The organism is Kineothrix sp. MB12-C1 (assembly GCF_030863805.1).
Taxonomy (GTDB): Bacteria; Bacillota; Clostridia; order Lachnospirales; family Lachnospiraceae; genus Kineothrix.
Genome location: NZ_CP132957.1, coordinates 2,881,590 through 2,903,506, shown reverse-complemented (window position 1 = coordinate 2,903,506; position 21,917 = coordinate 2,881,590). Strand labels below are relative to the sequence as shown.

General features: G+C 42.8%; 19 protein-coding genes and 1 pseudogene. 2 read left to right on the top strand and 18 right to left on the bottom strand.

The window, feature by feature from the left end; genetic code table 11:
* Window positions 1-46 precede the first annotated feature (46 nt).
* From RBB56_RS13300 to RBB56_RS13280, 5 genes are all read right to left on the bottom strand, one after another.
* Window positions 47-1,249 carry a cofactor-independent phosphoglycerate mutase gene (locus RBB56_RS13300; protein ID WP_306719454.1) on the bottom strand — a complete coding sequence of 401 codons (1,203 nt, stop codon included), beginning with the start codon at window positions 1,247-1,249 and terminating at the stop codon, window positions 47-49.
* A gap of 130 nt (window positions 1,250-1,379) precedes the next feature.
* Window positions 1,380-2,585 (bottom strand): homoserine dehydrogenase, encoded by a 1,206-nt coding sequence (locus RBB56_RS13295; protein ID WP_306719453.1) that lies wholly within the window; start codon window positions 2,583-2,585, stop codon window positions 1,380-1,382.
* A 33-nt stretch (window positions 2,586-2,618) separates the two neighbouring features.
* Window positions 2,619-3,062 (bottom strand): ACT domain-containing protein, encoded by a 444-nt coding sequence (locus tag RBB56_RS13290; RefSeq protein WP_306719452.1) that lies wholly within the window; start codon window positions 3,060-3,062, stop codon window positions 2,619-2,621.
* A 232-nt stretch (window positions 3,063-3,294) separates the two neighbouring features.
* Window positions 3,295-4,869, bottom strand: a complete 1,575-nt coding sequence (locus RBB56_RS13285; protein ID WP_306719451.1) for a ClC family H(+)/Cl(-) exchange transporter — start codon at window positions 4,867-4,869, stop codon at window positions 3,295-3,297.
* Between the two features lie 47 nt (window positions 4,870-4,916).
* Window positions 4,917-6,128: an FprA family A-type flavoprotein gene (locus tag RBB56_RS13280; RefSeq protein WP_306719450.1), complete on the bottom strand. Its 1,212-nt coding sequence runs from the start codon at window positions 6,126-6,128 to the stop codon at window positions 4,917-4,919.
* A 532-nt stretch (window positions 6,129-6,660) separates the two neighbouring features.
* Between RBB56_RS13280 and aroC the strand changes: the two genes are divergently transcribed.
* Window positions 6,661-7,767, top strand: coding sequence for a chorismate synthase (aroC, locus tag RBB56_RS13275; RefSeq protein ID WP_306719449.1), 1,107 nt, complete (start codon window positions 6,661-6,663; stop codon window positions 7,765-7,767).
* Between the two features lie 65 nt (window positions 7,768-7,832).
* On the opposite strand, the gene xylB is transcribed toward aroC, so the two are convergent.
* From xylB to RBB56_RS13210, 13 genes and pseudogenes are all read right to left on the bottom strand, one after another.
* A complete protein-coding gene (gene xylB, locus RBB56_RS13270; RefSeq protein WP_306719448.1) occupies window positions 7,833-9,299 on the bottom strand; it encodes a xylulokinase in 1,467 nt (488 codons plus the stop codon).
* A 62-nt stretch (window positions 9,300-9,361) separates the two neighbouring features.
* Window positions 9,362-10,849 carry an L-fucose/L-arabinose isomerase family protein gene (locus RBB56_RS13265; RefSeq protein WP_306719447.1) on the bottom strand — a complete coding sequence of 496 codons (1,488 nt, stop codon included), beginning with the start codon at window positions 10,847-10,849 and terminating at the stop codon, window positions 9,362-9,364.
* A gap of 63 nt (window positions 10,850-10,912) precedes the next feature.
* Entirely contained in the window at window positions 10,913-11,530 is a 618-nt protein-coding gene (locus RBB56_RS13260; RefSeq protein ID WP_306719446.1) for a DUF4867 family protein, read from the bottom strand.
* Between the two features lie 93 nt (window positions 11,531-11,623).
* The gene (locus RBB56_RS13255; protein ID WP_306719445.1) at window positions 11,624-12,475 is read right to left on the bottom strand and encodes an AraC family transcriptional regulator; all 852 of its coding nucleotides are present in this window, start codon (window positions 12,473-12,475) and stop codon (window positions 11,624-11,626) included.
* Window positions 12,476-12,646: 171 nt separating this feature from the next.
* The gene (locus RBB56_RS13250; RefSeq protein ID WP_306719444.1) at window positions 12,647-13,822 is read right to left on the bottom strand and encodes an RNA-guided endonuclease InsQ/TnpB family protein; all 1,176 of its coding nucleotides are present in this window, start codon (window positions 13,820-13,822) and stop codon (window positions 12,647-12,649) included.
* Window positions 13,752-13,949 (bottom strand): annotated as a pseudogene (locus tag RBB56_RS13245) (IS607 family transposase); the annotation flags it as partial. The gene RBB56_RS13250 and the pseudogene RBB56_RS13245, both read right to left, overlap by 71 nt.
* Window positions 13,950-14,038: 89 nt before the next feature.
* A complete protein-coding gene (locus tag RBB56_RS13240; RefSeq protein WP_306719443.1) occupies window positions 14,039-14,692 on the bottom strand; it encodes a hypothetical protein in 654 nt (217 codons plus the stop codon).
* Complete coding sequence (locus RBB56_RS13235; RefSeq protein WP_306719442.1) at window positions 14,643-14,996, bottom strand: acyltransferase family protein; 354 nt, start codon at window positions 14,994-14,996, stop codon at window positions 14,643-14,645. Before RBB56_RS13235 ends, RBB56_RS13240 begins: the two co-directional genes overlap by 50 nt.
* Before the next feature lie 90 nt (window positions 14,997-15,086).
* Complete coding sequence (gatB, locus tag RBB56_RS13230) at window positions 15,087-16,529, bottom strand: Asp-tRNA(Asn)/Glu-tRNA(Gln) amidotransferase subunit GatB (RefSeq protein ID WP_306719441.1); 1,443 nt, start codon at window positions 16,527-16,529, stop codon at window positions 15,087-15,089.
* Window positions 16,530-16,531: 2 nt separating this feature from the next.
* Complete coding sequence (gene gatA, locus RBB56_RS13225; protein ID WP_306719440.1) at window positions 16,532-17,995, bottom strand: Asp-tRNA(Asn)/Glu-tRNA(Gln) amidotransferase subunit GatA; 1,464 nt, start codon at window positions 17,993-17,995, stop codon at window positions 16,532-16,534.
* Window positions 17,996-18,006: 11 nt separating this feature from the next.
* Entirely contained in the window at window positions 18,007-18,300 is a 294-nt protein-coding gene (gene gatC, locus RBB56_RS13220) for an Asp-tRNA(Asn)/Glu-tRNA(Gln) amidotransferase subunit GatC (RefSeq protein WP_306719439.1), read from the bottom strand.
* 22 nt (window positions 18,301-18,322) lie between these two features.
* The gene (gene aspS / locus RBB56_RS13215; RefSeq protein ID WP_306719438.1) at window positions 18,323-20,074 is read right to left on the bottom strand and encodes an aspartate--tRNA ligase; all 1,752 of its coding nucleotides are present in this window, start codon (window positions 20,072-20,074) and stop codon (window positions 18,323-18,325) included.
* Window positions 20,075-20,712: 638 nt separating this feature from the next.
* Window positions 20,713-21,246 (bottom strand): GNAT family N-acetyltransferase, encoded by a 534-nt coding sequence (locus RBB56_RS13210; RefSeq protein WP_306719437.1) that lies wholly within the window; start codon window positions 21,244-21,246, stop codon window positions 20,713-20,715.
* A 190-nt stretch (window positions 21,247-21,436) separates the two neighbouring features.
* On the opposite strand from RBB56_RS13210, the gene RBB56_RS13205 reads away from it, so the two are divergent.
* On the top strand, window positions 21,437-21,829 hold the full coding sequence (locus RBB56_RS13205) for a DUF5684 domain-containing protein (protein WP_306719436.1): 393 nt from the start codon (window positions 21,437-21,439) through the stop codon (window positions 21,827-21,829).
* Window positions 21,830-21,917 lie beyond the last annotated feature (88 nt).

Below are 21,917 nucleotides of genomic sequence, written 5' to 3'. Positions count from 1 at the left end.
TTCTTTGTCTCCTCGTTCTATGTTTTTCGTAAAGCGTATCTTTCTCTTATCGTCTAAAAAGGTAATCGATCAATTCATGCCCTTTTGCAACATAATTACCACTCTTTTTCGCTTCTGCTTCGTTATAACCCCATCCCTCACTGCGCGGTGCCGTACTGTCATACAGAAGATAGGGGACGCTCTCAGATGTATGGGTTCTGATGCGAATCGGCGTCGGATGATCCGGCAATATAAGAAGTCGGTAATCGCTTCCTTCTTCATCCAATGTCTTCGTCAGAGGCCGTAACACTCTCTCATCCAGATATTCAATCGCTTGAACCTTTCGCTCCACGCTTCCCTGATGTCCCATTTCGTCCGGCGCTTCGATATGTATATAAACGAAATCATATCCGTCCTCTAAAATGGATTTTAGTGCGGCCTGTGTCTTCCCTTCGTAGTTCGTATGCAAACCTCCGTTTGCTCCCTCTACAACGCTGACTCCCATCTTCGCACCTACCGCAATTCCTTTTAACAAGTCTACCGCTGAGACCATCATTCCTTTTTTCCCAGTCTTTTCTTCAAAAGAAGATAGCATGGGTTTCGTTCCGGCTCCCCAGAACCAACAGCAGTTAGCCGGATTCAATCCTTGCTTCTTTCTCTCTATATTGATAGGATGATTGACAAGAACCTCATAACTTTTCTCCATCATATCCCGCAGTGCCTTATCCTTCGGCAAATATTGCCCGATAACTTGTGTCAGTACATCGTGAGGGGGTGTTAGTTCCACCACGTCTCCTTTATCCCAGATGAGGCAATGACGATAACTCGTTCCTACATAGAATCGATACGGTTCTGTTTCCAATTCTTTTCTTACTGCTTCCAATAAGACCGCACAGTCTTGTGTACTGATCTCACTGGAACTATGGTCGATAATCGTCCGTTCTTCAAAGGGAACATCCTCTTCCGATATCGTCACAATATTACAGCGAAGGGCGATATCCGTATCCTTCATAGGCACGCCGATACTAAGAGCTTCCAGCGGCGAACGTCCTGAGTAATACACTTGCGGATCATAACCTAACACAGATAGATTAGCTGTATCGGAACCCGGACTCATTCCCTCTGGTATTGTATGCACCATTCCTATTTCTGACCGCTTGCTGAGGCTATCCATAACAGGTGTCTTAGCGTGAGCAAGGGGTGTCTCATTCCCTAATGCCTCTATCGGTTCATCCGCCATACCATCGCCTAGTACGATAATATATTTCATATCCCGCTTCCTCTTTTCTTGGTAACTGTTCAGTACCTTCACAATTACAAAAGCAAAGATTGCTTTCCCATGTATTCTTACGATCAGCGCAGTAAATGCGCAGACCTGCTGAATAGTTACTTAAATTATTCTAACGTTCAATACGAATTCGATTCAATACACAACCTAACTGCTGCGCTTTCTCCTTGAATTCTCCTTCTGTCATTTCATCGGTAACAAAAGCATATTCCCCTGCCACATCCGCTTCCACCACTTCCATGGATGAGAACACTTCAAGCGCTTTTCCTTCAAACTCTGCTTTTGTACGGACGAAGAAGCGATGCTTAACCTGATCGATATCGGTGAATTCTATGCTCTCCGTATCCCAGAAGCACATAATCGTTCTGCCCACATGTCTCGCACAATCCACTACATCGGATACTACCGCACTGGCTGTAGGAAGCTTTCCGGCGCCTCTGCCATAATACATAGAATCTCCCAGCATATTTCCATGTACGAATACCGCATTGAACACATCATTTACACTATATAACGGATGATCTACAGAAATCATAAACGGAGCTACCATCGCATAGAATTCGCCTTCCGTTTCCCGGCTGAGAGCGAGCAGCTTAATAGAACGCCCCATCGCCTTGGCATATATGAAATCCGTAGCGGTTATTTTCGTGATACCTTCTGTATATATTTCCTCATATCTGACATTCTTCCCTGTCATGAGAGACGATAAAATTGCAATCTTACGACATGCATCATATCCCTCTACATCGGCTTCCGGATTGCGCTCCGCATACCCCTTTTCCTGTGCTTCTTTTAATACATCTTCAAAGTCCGCACCCTCTGCCGCCATCTTGGATAAAATATAGTTCGTCGTACCATTTAAGATACCGGTAATCGCATCGATCTTCTCTGCCGTCAGCGAATAATTCATAGGACGGATAATCGGAATACCTCCACCCACACTGGCCTCAAATAAATAGTTGCAATTATTCTCCTTCGCCAGACGGATCAATTCAGGCCCATGGTTAGCCACCAGTTCTTTATTCGAGGTACAGACACTTTTACCGCTTGTCAGTGCTCTTTTGGAAAAGGTATAGGCCGGTTCAATTCCGCCCATCGTTTCGCAAATAACATTTACTTCCGGATCATTTAAAATAATATCTACATCGTGTACGACCTTATTCTCATAAGGATCTCCCGGAAAGTCCCTTAAATCGAGAATATACTTGATATTCAGCTTTTCTCCTGCCTTTTTACTGATCTCTTCCTTATTCTTCTCAATAACTTCCACCACACCGCTGCCTACCGTACCATATCCCAAAACTGCTACATTTATCATTTGATCTCCTCCGCTCCGTCCGCCTTTGGACTTTTATTCTTTCGCCAATATTTTGACGTAATGAACTCCCTGCTTTTTCTCGAGTGATTCGAGCATCTCCGACACATCCTCTGTCGTCGGGAGCACCTGTACGCTGATGCTTAGCGAAGCCACCCCATTGATAGGAATACTCTGATGAATCGTAAGTATATTGGCCTTAAAATCTGCAATTACCTTCAGTACATCCGACAAAAGTCCCGGTTCGTCATCCATCTGAAAGGTAAGTGTAATCGTCGTTCCCTGTGCATTATCGTGAAACTGAAAGATATCATCCTTATATTTATAAAAAGAGCTTCTGCTGATGCCTACCCGTTCCGTGGCTTCATGCACACTCTGCACCTTTCCAGTCTCTAAAAGGCGCTTCGCTTCTACGACCTTTAACAGCACTTCTGGAATCGCCTTCTTCTTTACAACAAAATATCCATTCGCTGTATCCATGCAAACACCTTTCATCCTTCGTCGTTAACTGTTCACCCACTACGGACACTTGTGTGTCGATGAAAGATATTGTAGCATAATATACAAAACGTGGCAACAAAAAATGTAAACTTTTCTTAAAATACTTTTTCACTTTACTGTAACAAGGTATTTTCTATTACATAAAAAAGCCATAGGTTCCAAATCCTACGGCAAATTAAAAATATCAAATTATCAAATTCATTCAGAAAAATCACTCACAGCTATTATTATAGCACAATCCCCTCATACCGGCACTTACCGTATCGTAAGTACATTCAGAGGATACAACCACAAGATAATCGCCAGGTTTAATTTCCGTATTGCCATTAGGTATAATGTCTATATCTCCTCTATGTATACCAACGATTAATATCCCTCGCGGCCACTCGACTGCATTGATGTGTTTTCCCGCAACCATACTTCCTATTTCAACGGGAATCTCAACAAGGCTGCCGGCTTTATCATTTTTTATGATTTCTCCATGGGCTTTTTCAAGGCGCCGAAGCAGCGCTTCATAGATCGGAGTTACCTTCACGCTATCAGACAAAAATAACGCGATAAAGGAACAAGCCGCCACAGGCAACAAGTGCGTAAGGGCTCCTGTCATCTCAGTCGCCAACAGAATACTTGTCACGGGAGCTTTTACCGCACCCGACAGCACTCCCACCATACCGCATATGACAAATTCAGGTATATATACCGACGGAAGTCCAAAACTCATGGCAATCAACCCGACCAAGCCACCTGACAATGCGCCCACAGACAAAATCGGCATAAATATTCCGCCGGGCGCACCACTGCCGAAGCATATGCACGTAAATAATAACTTTACTACAAGATAACCAAGCAATATGGACACACCGCTATCTGCCGTTCCTGCCAATTCCACTAAATTGGCGCCTCCGCCCAGAATCTGAGGCAGAAAAAGTCCGCATGGCAATGCAATGACCAATGCAATAACCGGGCGTACGAACCAAGGAAGCTTACTATATGCCGTTTGAAAGCCGAGTAAGGCTTTATTCATTAATGCGCCAATGATACCGGAAACAATTCCCAATGGCAAAAGCCAGGCATAATGACCAATGGGTAACGGCGGGGCCTCTGCAAAATCAAAAACCGGTTTCAGTCCAAAAAAAGATTTAGATACGACATCGGCTGTTAACGCCGCCACTGTAGCAGCGATGAGCACTAATCCCGAAAAACTTCTATGTACTTCTTCAAGCGCAAAAACAATACCTGAAAGCGGCGCATTAAAAGCTGCGGATAAGCCGGCTGCCGCCCCTCCTGTCATAAGATAGTTTTCTTCCAGCTTATTTTTGGTTATCTTCTTCGCCAAAGCCTGACCGCCCGACGCTCCTATTTGTATGGAAGGGCCCTCCCTACCGAGAGAAAGGCCGAATACAGATGCTATCATTCCCGCAGTGAACCTAACGAAAAGAACTGTATACCATTTAATTCTGAATCCATAGATTAGCTGTCCTTCTACCTGTGGAATCCCGCTTCCTGATGCCATAGGTTCAAGCTTAATCAACCATGCGATAAGCAATCCTGCTCCAACGGCCAGAAAAGCCCATGGCAAAATCATAAGCGGATTCATTTTAAGAAAAGCATATATTTTTACCGCTTCCTCCGTTCCGTATTCAATTCCCAGCCGATACAGAACTACCAAAAGGCCAACAAACACACCCGTCAAAATACCCTTTAGCACAAGATGCCACTTCATCTGATTTAATTCAGACAGTATTTTATAAATTCTAGATTTATTGTTGTTTTCCAACCGCTTCACCCACTCATTTTCGAAACATTCTATTACATTTTTATTGAACTGATGCCTTATCCGTTAGATACCGAATCCGCGATGGCCAGAGCCAACTTCTCGAGCTCAGGATATTGTTCCTTTTTCAAGGCTGATTTAATCTCCAAGGTCTCTCCAATAGGAGTCATATTCTTCATCTCTGCCAACATCCCTGACATAATCTTACCGGCTGCCGGTGACCATGAGCCATTTCCAATCACGCTAAATGTCCTATTTTGTACATTCAAAGCTGCCAAGTCGCGAATCACTGCCTCCATACCGCCATAGAGCTTCAGATTATAGGTAGGAGATGCGAACACTAAATGGCTGAAACGAAAGGAATCCGCTACTATCTCAGAAAAATGTGTCTTGGATACATCATACATCCTTATATTCTTAACGCCGCTCTGCGCCAGAAGGTTGGACAAAAGCTGTACTGCATTCTCCGTATTACCATACATGGACGCGTAAGCGATCATCACACCCTTTTCCTCCGGCAGATAAGCACTCCAAAGCTTATACTTATCCAACAGCATATCCTTATCATCCCCGCGGAGAACCGGACCGTGCAATGGACAAATCATCTGAATATCCATATCCGCCACTTTCTTCATCGCCGCCTGTACTTGCATACCGTACTTCCCTACGATATTGGCATAATATCTTCTCGTTTCCTTCAGATAAAGTTCCTCATAATCAGCTTCATCACTGAAGATATTCCCCTTATATGTACCAAAGGTACCGAATGCATCCGCTGAAAACAATACCTTATCATGTACATCGTATGTGAACATGACCTCCGGCCAATGAACCATAGGCGTGAAAACAAATCGCAGCTCGTGTTTTCCCAGGCTAAGGCTGCCTCCATCTTTTACTTCCAGCGTACGGCCGGAAATATCGATATCATAAAACTGCTCGATCATCTGAAATGTCTTCTTATTCCCTACGATTTTAACTTCCGGAAATAAGCGGCATATCTCATCAATATTCGCACAATGATCCGGCTCCATATGATTAATAATGAGATAGTCCAGAGAACGGCCATTTAAGGATGCCTTAATATTCTCGACAAACCGTCTTCCTACCGCCTCATCCACTGTATCGATCACTGCTGTTTTTTCATCTGAAATCAAAAAAGAATTATAACTCACCCCATTGTCCAGCGGGAACATATTTTCAAATAACGCCAGACGAACATCACTGCCCCCTACCCAAACAATATCCGGCGTAATATTTCTTATCACTTCCATTTTCTATCCATACTCCTTTCCAAGTCCTGATATTTTGTAACTCCGTTCTCTATTATAACATTCTTCGCACGCAGTGCAAGTTCAACTTCGTATACCTTGTCCGCAAGCGGACAAGGTATAATATTTTAACTATATTATACTGCGCCGAGCAAAGCGAGTGTGCAAAAAACATACCATGGCCGCTTGCGGCCATGATATACAATTTACAACATTTCCAATAAGCTCAGTATGTTTTTATTGAAAGATTTTAAATTTTGACATAATATGATACCAGGGTCAAAAGGTCATGGGTTTCATGCTTGCATGAAAAAACATGACTTTGAGACCCGCAAAACATGAGGAAGCAGCCCGAATAGGGCGGATTGCGAATGTTGTACCCTAACTTAAGTTAGGGTTGGGATTGTGAGAGCACAAAGTGCGTAGCAATCCGTAGGTATCATGGAATCATAATATGAAAGAAACACAGTAACAGTTCAGCAGGTCTGCGCATTTACTGCACCGGACTGTTATAAAACACAACGGGAGGTATGTTATGTCTGGTTCATCGTTTGGAAATATATTTAAAATCACCACCTGGGGAGAATCCCACGGCAAAGGCCTTGGAGTTGTCATCGATGGCTGCCCTGCCGGTCTGTCTCTTACAGAGGAAGACATTCAACTCTACCTGGACAGGAGAAAGCCGGGACAATCCCGCTACACGACAAAACGCGGAGAGTCCGACAGCGTAGAAATTCTATCGGGTATTTTCGAAGGGAAGACAACAGGTACACCGATTTCTCTTATCGTTCATAACAAAGATCAACACTCCGCGGATTACAGCGAAATTGCACAATATTACCGTCCGGGACACGCGGATTTAAATTATGATATCAAATACGGTTTTCGTGATTATCGGGGCGGCGGACGCTCCTCCGGACGTGAAACAATCGGGCGCGTAGCTGCCGGAGCCATCGCCGGTAAGATTCTGAAGCAGCTTGGCATTACCCTATCGGCTTATACCCTCTCCATCGGTCCTGTTTCTATCGATAAAAGTGCTTTCGACAAAGATGCCATTATGCAGAATCCTTTTTATATGCCGGATAGTAATGCCGCCGAGAAAGCCGGCAATTATCTGGAACAATGCATGAAGGAGATGAATTCCTCCGGCGGAGTTATCGAATGTGTGATCCAAGGTATGCCGGCGGGTATCGGCAGTCCTGTCTTCGAGAAGCTAAGTGCTAATTTAGGAAAAGCAATTCTCTCCATCGGCGCTGTAAAGGGCTTCGAAATCGGAGATGGTTTCTTAGTTTCGCAGGCCACCGGACTCACCAACAATGACCGATATTTGATGGATTCGGAAGGCTCTATTCATAAGGCTACTAACCATTCCGGGGGAATTACCGGCGGAATGAGCGATGGATGCGATATTATCTTCCGTGCGGCTATCAAACCGACTCCTTCCATTGCAGCAAGCCAGCAAACCGTGAATAAAAGCGGAGAGGATATTTCCATTAATATCAAAGGGCGTCACGATCCCGTTATCGTTCCAAGAGCGGTCGTCGTAGTGGAAGCCATGGCAGCCCTTACCGTTCTCGATATGCTTTTCTTAAGCATGACGGCACAAATGGCCGATATCGAAACATTCTTTAACAATAAATAGCCTGAATAGGCAGGAATAGAAAGGAGTTCGGAAATTAATACTTTCCGAACTCCTGTTAATTTATCTTATAATTGCGGGAACAATTCCTTCACCGTGGGGTATATCTTGGCAAACTTACGATATTTCTCTTCATACTTCGCCGCAAGTTCCGGTTCCGGTTCGATCGTATCTATAATTTTCACAAGCTTCGCCGCCGCTTCTTCTACGGAAGCATATTCTCCGCAGCCTACTGCTGCCAGCATCGCTCCGCCATATCCCGGACCTTCTTCACTTTCTATCCGGTCTATTTTAATATTGAGCACATTAGCGATCATCTTACGCCAGAGCGGGCTTTTTGCTCCGCCGCCGCAGATCTTCGAACGTTCGATATTAATTCCGAGAGAACGAGCTACCTCTAAGGAATCACGAATCGCGAATGCAACTCCCTCAAGTACCGCTTGCGTCATATCTGCTCTTGTCGTATCCATCGTAAGACCAATAAAGGTTCCCCTCGCATAAGGATCATTGAGCGGAGAGCGCTCACCCATCAGATACGGCAGGAAATACACATTATTTTCTCCCAGCTTTGTAATTTTAGCCTGTTCTTTGGCATAATCGCTATCGCCGATAATATCATCCATCCACCATTTATTGCATGATGCCGCGCTGAGCATACATCCCATCAGATGATAATAGCCATCCGCGTGAGCAAACGCATGCAGTCCATTGTTGTTATCCACACCGAACTGTTTGCTGGAAATGAATATAGTACCCGAGGTCCCAAGGGAAATGTTACACATACCATCTCCAACGGTTCCCGTTCCTACCGCCGCTGCCGCATTGTCTCCGGCTCCGGCTATTACTTTTACGGTCTCCGGAAGGGATAATTCCTTTGCTACTTCCGGCGTCAAAGTACCGACAACCTGCGCACTTTCATAAATACCCGCAAGCTGTTCTCTTTTCACACCGCAGATTTCCATCATTTCTTCCGACCAGCATTTATTCTCTACATCGAAAAGAAGCATGCCGGAAGCATCGGACACATCCGTACAGAACGTCCCCGAAAGCTTATAAGCGATGTAATCTTTCGGCAGCATGATTTTATGAATTCTTGCGAAGTTATCCGGCTCGTTTTCCTTTACCCAGAGAACCTTCGGAGCAGTAAATCCTGCGAATGCAATATTCGCAGTGTACTTAGAAAGTTTATCCTTACCGATTACCTGATTCAAATAGTCGGTCTCTTTCGTCGTTCTTCCATCATTCCAAAGAATAGCGGGACGAATCACTTCATCCTCTTCATCTAAAATGACAAGACCGTGCATCTGACCGCCGAAGCTGATTCCGGCTATCTGTGATTTATCACAGGCAGCAGTCAGTTCTTTCAGTCCTTCAACAACCGCAGACCACCAGTCTTGCGGATTTTGTTCCGACCAACCGGGATGAGGGAAAAAAAGAGGATATTCTTTGGATACCACATTTTCTATTTTCCCATCCGCTGACATAAGCAAGAGCTTAACCGCGGAGGTTCCCAAATCTACACCTATATAAAGCATACCGTTTATTCCTCCAATCCTTCTTCCAAAACGTACATGGACAGTATTTTGACTCCTGATACCTACGCAAATGGATTTTCTGTAGGATATCTTACACCCTTAGGCTGATTATAGCCAATTTCTTCTACAGGTACACCGATATATTTAAATACTTCGTATAATGCCTTTCCAAAGTGTCCGAAAGCAACCGCACCGTGGTGAGGATAATTACCTTCGATCAATACGTGACGGTAGAAACGTCCCATTTCAGAGATTGCGAAGATACCGATGGAACCGAATGATCTCGTAGCTACCGGAAGAACCTCTCCCTGTGCGATATAAGCGCGAAGCTTAGAATCTGCGGTACTCTGTAAACGATAGAATGTAATTTCTCCGGGAGCGATATCCCCTTCTAATGTTCCTTGTGTTACTTCTTCAGGCAGGTTTCTTGCCATGATCATCTGATACTTCATTGCGCAGGATGATAACTTCTTGGAGTTTGTATTTCCGCAGTGGAAGCCCATGAACGTATCGTGCTGTGTATAATCGAATTTGCCCTTGATTCCTTCTTCATACATATCTGCAGGTACTGTATTATTAATATCGAGAAGGGTGACTGCATCTTCACTGATGCATGTGCCGATGTATTCGCTGAGCGCACCATAAATATCTACTTCACAGGATACCGGAATACCCATTCCTGTCAAACGGCTGTTTACATAGCAGGGAACGAATCCAAACTGTGTCTGGAATGCAGGCCAGCATTTTCCGGCAATTGCTACGTATTTTCTATAACCTTTATGTTCTGTGACCCAATCGAGAAGTGTAAGTTCATACTGTGCCAATTTGGGCAGGATTTCGGGCTTCTGATTGCCTTCACCGAGTTCTGCTTCCATTTCTTTCACTACATCTGGGATACGAGGGTCATTTGCGTGTTTGTTGAACGCTTCGAATAAGTCGAGCTCAGAGTTCTCTTCGATTTCCACGCCTAAGTTATAAAGCTGCTTAATCGGTGCATTACATGCGAGGAAGTTAAGCGGTCTCGGTCCAAAGCTAATGATCTTCAGGTCAGACAGACCGACAATCGCTCTGGCAACCGGAACGAACTCACGAATCATATCTGCGCACTCTTCTGCTGTTCCTACCGGATATTCCGGGATATAAGCTTTGATATTGCGAAGCTTTAAATTATAGCTGGCATTTAACATACCACAGTAAGCATCACCTCTGCCGCCAATCAAGTCATCGCCTGTTTCTTCTGCTGCCGCTACGAACATTGCAGGGCCATCGAAATGCTTTGCGAGTAAGGTTTCTGAGATTTCCGGTCCGAAGTTGCCGAGGTATACAACAAGAGCGTTACATCCTGCTTTTTTCACATCTTCCAAAGCCTGAACCATATGAATTTCGCTTTCTACGATGCAAATAGGACATTCATAAATATCATTTTTTCCGTATTTTTCTTCATACGCTTTTACAAGCGCTTTTCTTCTCTCAACGGAGAGACTTTCCGGGAAACAATCACGGCTTACTGCAACAATACCTATTTTCGCTTTTGGTAAATTTTCAAACATATTCTTATCCTCCATGTTATATATTTAATGTTTTATTTTTAAAATTATTTTTGTGTCACCTTATTACAATGCTATATTTTCACCCTTTATGCCATTGACTGCACCTGCAATACCGGCTTCTTCATGAGCGATCAGCCATTTATTCTTAGCTGTAAGGAGCTTATCTTCCGGCTGTATATCGAAGGATGCCTCCACCTCTGTATTAGTTCCTACCGGCAGAATCACTACATTGCGGAACGGCTTGCCCTCCACACTGCACGGTGCATAATGAAGCGTCGTCGCATACATTTCATACACGGTTCCCTTTGGAACGAAAAATGCCTCTATTTTAGCAGAATCATACGAGAAATCTTCTTCGATATCCTGCTGCTTTCCGAGCAACAAAATAAGGTCGGATGCCGCGACTCCAATCTCTGAACTCCGATGATATTCCACCGCATTCAGCTTATTGTTCGTACCATTGCAATATCCCACCTGTATCTCAAGTTCTCCAAAAAGACTATTCTTAATATCGAGAGCTACAGGTAATTTCTCCAATTCCTCAATTGAAGGATAGTATACCACCGCATCTGCCGGGGCCTGCGTTTCTTCCATGGCCTTCACCAACTGCGTAACATCAAATCCATCAAAAACCCGTCCGTAGGCTTTATACGCCTCGTCCATTACTGATTGAATCTTCACCTTTTATCACGCCTCCTATTCTTCCATAAATAATGTGATGATTATGGCTCTTATTATAGGCGCTTTTTTTGCTCTCTTCTACCAAAAACTTGTCTATTTCATATCACTTTCTTGCCTTTTTCTCATTTCTCTCCTATATTTATCCGGCGAGATACCAAAGCGTGCAGCAAATGCTTTGGAAAAACTTCGGGAATCAGGAAATCCATTGTTTTCGGCAATTTTATTCACCGATATATCGGTATTTAAAAGTTCCTTGAATCCATGCTCCACCCGCACATTTAAGACATATGTTTTATAATTTACATTTGCATATTTTTTAAATATCCTCGACAAATACGTGGGCGAGAACCCGAATGTCTCCGCCACATGCTCCAGTGTCATATCTTCTCTGAAATGCTCCTGAATATAAGAGGTAATCTTAAACAGCTTCTCTATTTGCCGGCTTTGTTTCACACGCTCCTTATCCACATCCCTCTCGCGATATCTTGTCATAAGGACATGCAGCATTTTATAATAATCGCTTAACACTTCCAGTTCATAACCGTATCGTTTTTCCGCATAGGCGGTATACATGCGGCGGATCAAACGCACAAACTGGGCATCCTCTTCCTTATAACCTTCGGAAGTATGGCGGAATAACAAATATTCCTCATCCTTATATTTGTCGAATTCCTCTTGGGGGATCTGTAATACAACCGTGAAATTCTCCTTCGGTACATCGATAGAATGTACTTCATTGGAATTCACAATAATGAACATTCCGCGGGAAAGTCCATAGTGTGAAGTATTAATATAGAAATCGATCTCCCCCTCAAATACGAGGAAGATTTCCACGCTGTCATGCCAATGCTTCGTCACACGGTAATTACCGTTTCTTCCCTCAAATATGAACATCTTAAAGGGAAGATCATCATTGGGCAATACAAGCTCCAGTTTCAAGTCCATAGCTTCCCTGCTGCTACTCAAAATATGGACAGATATACCCATATCGAGAACCTTACCGCTTCATCCTATATGCTTTCAATCTAACAAATCAGTATCTACTCACAAGTTCTTGTATAGTCCACAGTCGTAAATTCCGGTCTAGCCAACCGTACATACTTACATTTGCTTTTATTATGCAATTTTGTAAGTGATTGCATCTCTTAAATTAAGACTTGCATTAAAATCTCTGTCTGCATGATAACCACATTCACAAATATATTCTCTGTCTGATAATTTTAAATCTCTCTTAATACAACCGCACTCATGACAAAGTTTACTTGACGGATACCACCTGTCTACAACTCTTAATTCAATTCCTATTTCTTTACACTTTACTTCTAACCTTGTTCTAAATTCATAGAACTTTTGCGAAGCAACTGCTTTAGAAAGATGCTTATTCTTCATCATTCCTAACACGTTTAAATCTTCAATAGTGATATAAGATGGTTTGGTTTTTACTATCTCATTTATACTCTTGTTGATATAATCCGCACGAATATTATCTATTCTGTGATGAAGTTTTTGTACTTTGACTATTTGTTTCTGGATATTTTGTCTAGTAGCTTCTCCTTTCTTTTTACGCTTTTTATAGTCCTCGTATTTCCTCGATAGACAGCGCTGCGCTCTTTTTAATTGTTTTTCCAGCTTCTTTAATCTTGATGATTTGTTTATGTTTTTCTTTGTTATTCTATTACTGGTAATAGCGAAATCTTTTACTCCAAGATCTATTCCAATACCAAAATCGTTTAATTTTGATTGAGGTTTTTCTTGTTCTTCTATTAATACTGATACATAATATCTCCCGGCTTTACAAGAAACAGTACCGCTTTTTATTATGTGTGTACTTGAATTAATAGGAATATATCCTTTTTCTTTTATTCTTACCCATCCAAGAGTAGGAATTTTAATACGGTGTCTTTCGCATGGAATGATTATTTTTGTATCTGTTTTTACAAAATACATTTTTACATCCGGTTTGCCCTTTTTCTTGAAATTGGGAAATTTACTTTGTCCTTTGAAAAATCTTTTAAAGGCTCTGTCTGCATTCATAATACTTTGTTTTACAGACTTGCTGCTTACATCTTTTATCCAGGAATATTCAGGATTTTCTTTCAGATACACATTGTTTAGCCATTTAGAAAAATCCATGCCAGACACAAACTTCTTTTCTTTTTCATATATTTCTTTATTATGAGCAAGATAGAAATTGTAGACAAAGCGACAAGTGCCAATCGTTTTATTTATGATTTGCATCTGTTCCAATGTTGGTTTTATTTCCGTCTTGTAACTCTTTAGCAATATCGGCATCCTCCTTTATCTGTTTCTTGTACTTCCGTAATCCATAAATTCTGCAACTAAATACGTGAATAATAGAGATTAAATCATTTACTAATTCTTGTTCCGGTGAAGTAGTTTCATTATTTACTACAATAATTCGTTTGGCTTGTAATTATTCATGTATATACCGCCATATATTTGATATATACATTCTATCATGCTTGTCTATATTTACCTACTTATTTGTTAATGATTTAATGCTCCTTTCCTTCTGCCCCCTGACAAAAGCAGCTTCCCGACTCCGATCACCTTCCATCCGTAACTTGCCGTCACCCTGCCTATCAATAAAGGAATGATAAGCCCGGCAGCCAAATAAATCCACTTACTCGCATCCAACCCATTTATGAGATACATATAATTAACATCCGTAAAGAATGCCTCTTTATTAAAGTCTGCGCACAACGGTGTTCGTACAGAAACAATAAAAACTATATCTTTCACAAGCATGAACGCTAAAATATGATGCATCATTATTGAATATGTATTCTTCCCAATCTGCCTTAATATTCTCATATGGCTAAATAATGGGGATAGAATCTTAGATATACGAAGCCAGAAGGCTATCCCCGTAATAGTAGTCAGATAAGGTACGACAGGTCCATTGGCAAAGCTCGCGCACCACACGGTACTATAAGCCAGTCCTGCACAAGTTAAGACAATGCATAGCTGTATTGTAAGCAAAATCCCAAAATAAATACCATTTGGCAGAGTATCCTTTTCTTCTATCTTTTTCTTATATAAATACCTCATCTCAAATGCGGGCAACATGAAAAGTATCCTGCCGGGAAATTTATAATATCCCCAAACATGACCGCCGATAGCAAACCAAACTGTGAGCATCCCCACCTATAAAAAAGCCGAAGAACCGAAGAACAAAAGCGACGAATCCATAGAACATATTCCACAAAAAATAAGGCACAAGCAAGTGAAGCGCTTTACGCTTTATGTACTTGCCAATATGTGCCTCATCATCTTCATTATAAAAATATCCTGATACAAACAAAAATATTGCCACATGAAAAGAATAGTAAGGAAACAAACCTCCAAAATCAAACACATGGAAGTCTGCATGCCCCGCAACTACCAGAATAATTCCTATTGCTAACAGGATGCGGAATACCTCATTTTCTTTTGCTTGTCTCATCGTTCTCCCCTATTCCCTCAACTTACTTATTTTGTAACTGTTCAGTACCCTCACAGTCACATGTAATTTTATCATAACTTAGATTCCCATTCAAGAAACAATAAATAACAGCTCTTTTAGTATTTCATTCACCTTTCCCGGGTCAGCTTTACCTTTCATAGCCTTCATCGTCTGACCGACCAAGAACCCAATTGCTTTTTCTTTTCCCCCACGGTAATCCTCTACAGATTTTGGATTACCGGCGATGATTTCCTCTGCGATTTTTCTGAGAGTATCTTCATCATTCACTGTTTTCAATCCCTTTTCTTCTATATAAGTGCAAGGATCTATATCTTCTTCGAATAAGACTTCAAAAACTTCTTTTGCCACAGAACCGTTGATTACCTTCTCTTCCACGAGTGCAATTAGCTTTGCAAGATTCTCCGGTGAGAAAAGAATATCTTCCGGTTCTTTATTCTTCTCCTTTAAAAGCCGGAGTGTTTCTACCATAAGCCAGTTTGCCGACTTTTTCGGTTGTCCGCTAAGAAATGCCGTCTGTTCGAAAATATCCGCCATGCGTTTGGAGCCGGTAATTATTTCAATGTCATAGTCGGGAATATCATAGTCTCTTTTATAACGGGCAATCTTATCCGCGCGCATCTCCGGCTGCCTCTCCTTTATTTGGGCAATCCATTCATCGCTCACCATTACTGGTGTCAGATCAGGGTCCGGGAAGTAACGATAATCCTGGGCGTCCTCTTTACTTCTCATGGCATAAGATTCCCCTTTATTATCATCCCATCGTCTCGTTTCCTGGATCACTTCTTCCCCTGACTCCAGAAGATCTATCTGCCTTTCCCGCTCTCCCTCAATAGCTCTTCTTATCGAACGAAATGAATTCAGGTTCTTCATCTCCGTTCTCGTTCCGAACCTTTCTTCCCCTGCTTCTCTAACCGATAGGTTGACATCTGCCCGCATGGAGCCTTCCTGCAACTTACAATCCGAAGTTCCCAGATATTGCAGTATTTGGCGGAGATTTTCCAGGTAAGCGATTACCTCATCAGCACTGCGCATATCCGGCTTCGATACAATCTCTATCAAAGGTACGCCGGAACGGTTATAATCTACCAGCGAACAGTCCTCCCATTCATCGTGAATTAATTTGCCCGCATCCTCTTCCATATGAATTTCATGAATACCGATTGCCTTCTTCTGCCCTTCCACCTCAATTTCTATTCTTCCATCTCGGCAAATGGGAAGATAAAGCTGAGAAATCTGATAGTTCTGCGGATTATCCGGATAGAAATAATTCTTCCTGTCAAATTTGCAGTGCTGGGTAATGGTGCAATTAGCTGCAAGCCCTACTGCAATCGCATATTCTAATACCTTCTTATTTAAAACAGGTAAAGAACCGGGCATTCCTGCACAGACCGGACAGGTATGAGTGTTTGCAGCACCACCGAAGGCAGTAGAACAGCCGCAGAAGATCTTGGTCTTAGTGGCAAGCTCTACATGTACCTCCAGCCCAATAATTGTTTCATATTGTTTTACCATATTTATAACCCTTCCCTTTCCTCTTTGCTACACTTGACCGTTCTTTCGTAAGTATAAGCCGCCCGAATAACTTTTTTCTCCTGGAAACAATCCCCGATCAACTGAAGCCCTATGGGAAGCCCATTCGAATCCTTTCCGCAAGGAAGGCTCATAGCCGGAAGCCCTGCAAGGTTCACTGCTATCGTATAAATATCTCCGAGATACATTTGCAGCGGGTCTTTCAGGCATTCACCCAGCTTCGGAGCCGTTGTGGGTGCTACAGGCCCTAATAGCAAATCGTAGCGTGAGAATGCCTCATCAAAGGATTTCTTAATCAGAGCCTTCGCCTTCAGTGCCTTCAGATAATAGGCATCGTAATATCCGGAACTCAAGATGAAGGATCCAAGCATAATCCGTCTTTTCACCTCGGCGCCAAAACCTTCGGAACGGGATTTCTTATACATGCTGTGCAGCCCTTCATACTCCGGTGTGCGATAACCATACTTGATACCGTCGAAGCGTTCCAGGTTGGAACTGGCCTCTGCGGAAGCAATCGTATAATAAGCAGGAATGGCATATTCCACAAGGTTTAAATCGAACTCCTCCACGACCGCCCCTTTTTCTTCCAAAACTTTGGCTGCCGCTAACACTGCTTTCTTCACCTCCGCATCCAATCCTTTCCCGAAGTAACCCCTCGGAAGTCCGATTCGCATCCCTGCCACATCTTCCACAAGTGCCGTTGTAAAATCCGTGTCGCTTCTGGCTATCGAGGTGGAGTCCTTAGCATCGTGAGAGGCTATCACCTCTAAAACAGTGGCACAATCTCTTACATCTTTGCTGATCGGCCCGATCTGATCGAGGGAAGAACCATAGGCAATCAACCCATAACGTGACACCGTCCCATAGGTAGGCTTCATACCTACTACTCCGCAATAGGCTGCCGGCTGGCGAATAGATCCCCCGGTATCCGATCCTAAGGCGAAGAAACATTCCTCTGCTGCCACTGCCGCCGCAGAACCGCCGGAGGACCCACCGGGTACTCTCGTATCATCGCAAGGATTTCTTGTAATCCCATAAGCAGAAGTTTCCGTAGTCGAACCCATGGCAAATTCATCCATATTCGTCTTGCCAATAATAAGAGCTCCCTCTCGTTCCAGATTTAAAACGGCCTCTGCCGAATAAAACGGAATGAAATTACCGAGCATTCGGGAAGCACAGGTTGTCAGCATATCCTTCGTGCATAAGTTATCCTTTATCGCCATCGGTACACCCGCCAGTTTTCCGGTAAGTTCTCCGCCATCTATTTTTCTTTGGATATCCACCGCCTTTTCGAGCAAACCTTCTTTATCCACTGTAATATAGCAGTTATATCCTTCGTCTCTTTCTTCAATGTTCTTCAGTACCGCTTGTGCAGCTTCCTGCACAGTAACCTCTCCGGTTCTTATCTTCTCCGCCAGTTCCACTGCCGTCCATTTTAAAATATCCATCTATACGCCTCCTATTCGAAGGTACGGGGTGCCATAAACATACCGTCCTTTTCCCCCGGTGCATTTTGCAGAATCGCTTCCCTCATATCACCATTTGTCACCACATCCTCACGAAATACATTTTGTACGGCGAAAACATGTGATAGGGGCTCTACATCCGCTGTATCCAACTCTTGCAACTTATCGATATAATCGAGCATCTTCTCCATATCCTTCTTCGCCTGCTCCCTCTCTTCACCGGAAAGTTCGAGTTTCGCGAGAATCCCCACATATTCCATCGTCTCATCGCTGATTTTATTTGCCATTTCGACCACTCCCTCCTGTTTCTTACTCTCTGATTTTTATGTGAACTTCTCTAAGCTGCTGCTCTGTCACTTCTCCCGGCGCTGCGCACATAAGATCCTGGGCCGATCCGCTCATGGGAAAGGCGATTACCTCTCTGATATTTTCTTCACCGCACAGAAGCATAATCATGCGGTCTATGCCGGGTGCCATTCCCGCATGGGGAGGTGCTCCGAATTGAAATGCCTGATAGAGTGCCCCGAATTTCTTTTTCAAAGTCTCTTCCTCATAGCCTGCGATTTCGAAAGCCTTCACCATAATCTGCATGTCGTGATTTCTGACTGCCCCTGAGGATAATTCCACCCCATTACATACAATATCATACTGATAAGCCAATATATCGAGCGGATTCTTCTCTTCAAGAGCCTTCAATCCTCCCTGAGGCATGGAAAATGGGTTATGAGTAAATTCTATTTTCTTTGTCTCCGCATTTCGTTCATACATCGGGAAATCATTGACATAACAGAAACGATAGGCATCTTTTTCACATAAATCCAACTTATTGCCAAGTTCGATACGAAGCTTACCTGCGTAATAATTCGCCCGTTCTTCCTTATCCGCAATAAAGAAAATCGTATCTTTTTCTTTTAACTCGACCTTATCCATCAACTCTTTCTTCATATCTTCCGGAATGAATTTATCGATCGGTCCTTTATAACTCAGATCCTCTTCCACCTCCAAATAACCGAGGCCGCCCATGCCCAGTGATGTTGCGAAACCGAGCAGTTTTTCATGAAAGCCCTTGGACATCTCTCCATGTACCTTAATGGCTCTCACGGTCTTGCCGAGGAAGGGCTTGAAGGTGCATCTTTGGAAAAATTCTGTCACATCCATAATCCGCAATGGATTCCTCAAGTCCGGTTTATCCGTTCCGAATTCGAGCATCGCTTGCTTATAGCTGATAACCGGATATGGTGCCTTCGTTACGGCGAAGCCTTCCGGCGCGAACTTCTCAAAAACAGCACTTAAAATCTCTTCTCCCGCCCGGAAAACATCTTCCTGCTCTGCAAAGCTCATTTCGAAGTCGAGCTGGTAAAATTCGCCGGGAGAACGGTCAGACCTGGCATCTTCATCGCGAAAGCACGGCGCAATTTGAAAATATTTATCAAATCCTGATACCATGAGAAGCTGTTTATATTGTTGGGGCGCCTGCGGAAGCGCATAAAACTTACCTTTATATTTTCTGGAAGGAACGATATAGTCCCTTGCCCCTTCCGGAGAAGAAGCACTTAAAATCGGTGTCTGTATCTCCAAGAATCCCATCTCAGTCATCTTCTCTCGCAAATAAGAGATGACCTTGGATCGGAAAATAATATTGTCTTTTACTTTGGGATTCCTAAGATCTAAATAACGGTATTTTAAGCGGATATCTTCTCTCGTTTCTTTTGAAACAGCTACTTCAAAGGGAAGTTGTTTATATACTTTGCCGAGCACCCTTACAGTCTGAGCTTCCAGCTCTATCGTTCCTGTTGGAATCTTCGGATTATAAGTCTCTTCTTCACGCTTCTCGATTATCCCTTCTACCGATACGGAAGCCTCCTTTGTCACCTCCTGCAAAAGCTCAGGAGTGCGTATTACAACTTGCAATACGCCGTACATATCCCTGAGGTCTATAAAGGATACACCGCCATGATCCCGGATATTTTCTATCCATCCCGCCGCTTTTACTGTTTTTCCGATGTAGGATTCGTCGATTTCTTTTACTGTGATGTTTCTGTAACTGTTTTTCGTCATCATATCTTTCTCCTTCTTCCTTAATTTTGCGGCTCCGGGACTTCCTATTTGCTCATCTCATCAATTAAAGGCATTTGGAATGCGAACATTCCATTTGCTTAGCTTTTTCTTTTATCTAATTCTTGCATTTGATAGATTCCTAAGCAGACTTGAAATTTCCCTTGCAGGGAAATTCCAAGTTCGCGTTGCTCGTAAGATTGACGGAAAAATGTCTGCTACTGCAAGCAGTACATCCATTTTCCGTCAACCTTACTCTGCTTATACGCGCAAAGAAGTCCCGGAACACAGTTTCCTGCATTCCGGGACGGATAATTAATTTTATAATGATCCGCGGTACCACCCGCATTGACAAACCGACACCTCTAGCAAGATGTTTGACCGCTTTGTCCTCTCTTACATTTAACGCATGTTAACGTATTTCCCTGACGCCCGCCTGGGCGGTTCGGAAAATCTGCTCCGGAGTGTTCCCTTTGTTACTTCCCACAAACAGCGCTCTCAGTCGGTGACGCCGTATTCCTGTCGCTTTTCATAACAAGAGTCTCTTTCAACGCATTTCTATAATTTTTAATAGCCACATACTAGCACAACTCTTTTTCAATTGCAATACTTTTTGAAAATTTCAGTTCAGTATTTAACTTTTATCACATTACCTCTATCGCCGGAAGAACCGTCCTTGGTTCTTTCGGATGATCTCCCAGCATCTTCTCCATCCAAATCATATCATACCATTTTCCCAGTTTATATCCGCACTTGGTAAAGTGGGCCACCGTCCGGTATCCGTTTTTCTCGTGAAAGGTTATGCTTTCAGGGTTCGGATAAGCGATGCAGGCGTTCACATTTATAATATGCTGTCTTCTTAAAATTTCCTCCAGAGCGGCATACAATTTCTTACCTATACCTCTTCCGTGAGCACCGTTTTTTACATAAATAGATGTTTCGACCGCCCAGTCATATGCCGGGCGCCCTTTGAACTGCGAGGCATAAGCATAGCCAAGGATCTCTCCCTCTTGTTCCAATACGAGATAAGGATATCTTTCCATTATTTTCGTCATTCTATCCTTGAATTCATCCAAAGACGGCACCTCGTACTCAAAGGTGATTGCCGTATCGGCTACGTAAGGCGCATAGATGTCAAGCAACTGCTCTGCATCTTCTTCCTTTATTCCACGAATCATTATCTTTTGCTCCTATCGTTTTTCTTCTTTTTCACCTTTTTATTATAGCGCTCCGCAGAAAATTATCAAATATTTTTTACCGATCTGAACAGTAAGCCCTTTTCATATATTTTCCAGCTTTTTATTGACTTTACTTATGTATTAACTTACTATAATTATAGTATAAATATTCTGAGAGGGGATTATAAAAATGGACACTGATCTTTACTACGGCACTTATGATGTGCGCGATGCAATGGCTCTTGCATTCTTCGGCGTTTATTTCATTATCGCTATGGCAATTGCAGTATTAGTCATTGTAGCAACATGGAAATTATTCGTTAAGGCAGGTAAGCCGGGATGGGCATCAATCGTCCCGTTCTATAGTACATATTGCCTGTTCCAGATTTCCTTTGGCAACGGATGGTTTTTCTTGTTATCCTTCGTTCCTTGTGTAAATGTCGTTATCTTTTTTATGCTTTATTTCAAGTTGGCTAAGGCTTTCGGCCAGGGAGGCGCTTTTGCTATTGGTTTGATATTCCTTAATCCTATTTTCATGTTAATTCTCGGTTTCGGTGATTCAGAGTATATAGGACCGGTTTAAAATAACTGATAAGTATTATTACAAATAACTATTTTTATTCATAAAATAAGGCAGCGTATCGAGGTGATTTCTCGATACGCTGTTTTTT

What these genes read in the sequence shown, in the direction of transcription:
- RBB56_RS13210 (WP_306719437.1), bottom strand. Translation starts at nt 21,246, where the DNA reads ATGATTCGTGGAATAAAGGAAGAAGATGCAGAGCAGTTGCTTGACATC.
- RBB56_RS13240 (WP_306719443.1), bottom strand. Translation starts at nt 14,692, where the DNA reads ATGCTCACAGTTTGGTTTGCTATCGGCGGTCATGTTTGGGGATATTAT.
- RBB56_RS13265 (WP_306719447.1), bottom strand. Translation starts at nt 10,849, where the DNA reads ATGTTTGAAAATTTACCAAAAGCGAAAATAGGTATTGTTGCAGTAAGC.
- RBB56_RS13280 (WP_306719450.1), bottom strand. Translation starts at nt 6,128, where the DNA reads ATGGAAGTGATAAGAAATATTACGCCGGATATTGTTTGGGTAGGGGGC.
- xylB (WP_306719448.1), bottom strand. Translation starts at nt 9,299, where the DNA reads ATGCTTTATATAGGTGTAGATTTGGGAACCTCCGCGGTTAAGCTCTTG.
- RBB56_RS13295 (WP_306719453.1), bottom strand. Translation starts at nt 2,585, where the DNA reads ATGATAAATGTAGCAGTTTTGGGATATGGTACGGTAGGCAGCGGTGTG.
- gatA (WP_306719440.1), bottom strand. Translation starts at nt 17,995, where the DNA reads ATGGATATTTTAAAATGGACGGCAGTGGAACTGGCGGAGAAGATAAGA.
- gatB (WP_306719441.1), bottom strand. Translation starts at nt 16,529, where the DNA reads ATGGTAAAACAATATGAAACAATTATTGGGCTGGAGGTACATGTAGAG.
- gatC (WP_306719439.1), bottom strand. Translation starts at nt 18,300, where the DNA reads ATGGCAAATAAAATCAGCGATGAGACGATGGAATATGTGGGGATTCTC.
- RBB56_RS13300 (WP_306719454.1), bottom strand. Translation starts at nt 1,249, where the DNA reads ATGAAATATATTATCGTACTAGGCGATGGTATGGCGGATGAACCGATA.
- RBB56_RS13255 (WP_306719445.1), bottom strand. Translation starts at nt 12,475, where the DNA reads ATGGACTTGAAACTGGAGCTTGTATTGCCCAATGATGATCTTCCCTTT.
- aspS (WP_306719438.1), bottom strand. Translation starts at nt 20,074, where the DNA reads ATGATGACGAAAAACAGTTACAGAAACATCACAGTAAAAGAAATCGAC.
- RBB56_RS13290 (WP_306719452.1), bottom strand. Translation starts at nt 3,062, where the DNA reads ATGGATACAGCGAATGGATATTTTGTTGTAAAGAAGAAGGCGATTCCA.
- aroC (WP_306719449.1), top strand. Translation starts at nt 6,661, where the DNA reads ATGTCTGGTTCATCGTTTGGAAATATATTTAAAATCACCACCTGGGGA.
- RBB56_RS13235 (WP_306719442.1), bottom strand. Translation starts at nt 14,996, where the DNA reads ATGAGACAAGCAAAAGAAAATGAGGTATTCCGCATCCTGTTAGCAATA.
- RBB56_RS13250 (WP_306719444.1), bottom strand. Translation starts at nt 13,822, where the DNA reads ATGCCGATATTGCTAAAGAGTTACAAGACGGAAATAAAACCAACATTG.
- RBB56_RS13205 (WP_306719436.1), top strand. Translation starts at nt 21,437, where the DNA reads ATGGACACTGATCTTTACTACGGCACTTATGATGTGCGCGATGCAATG.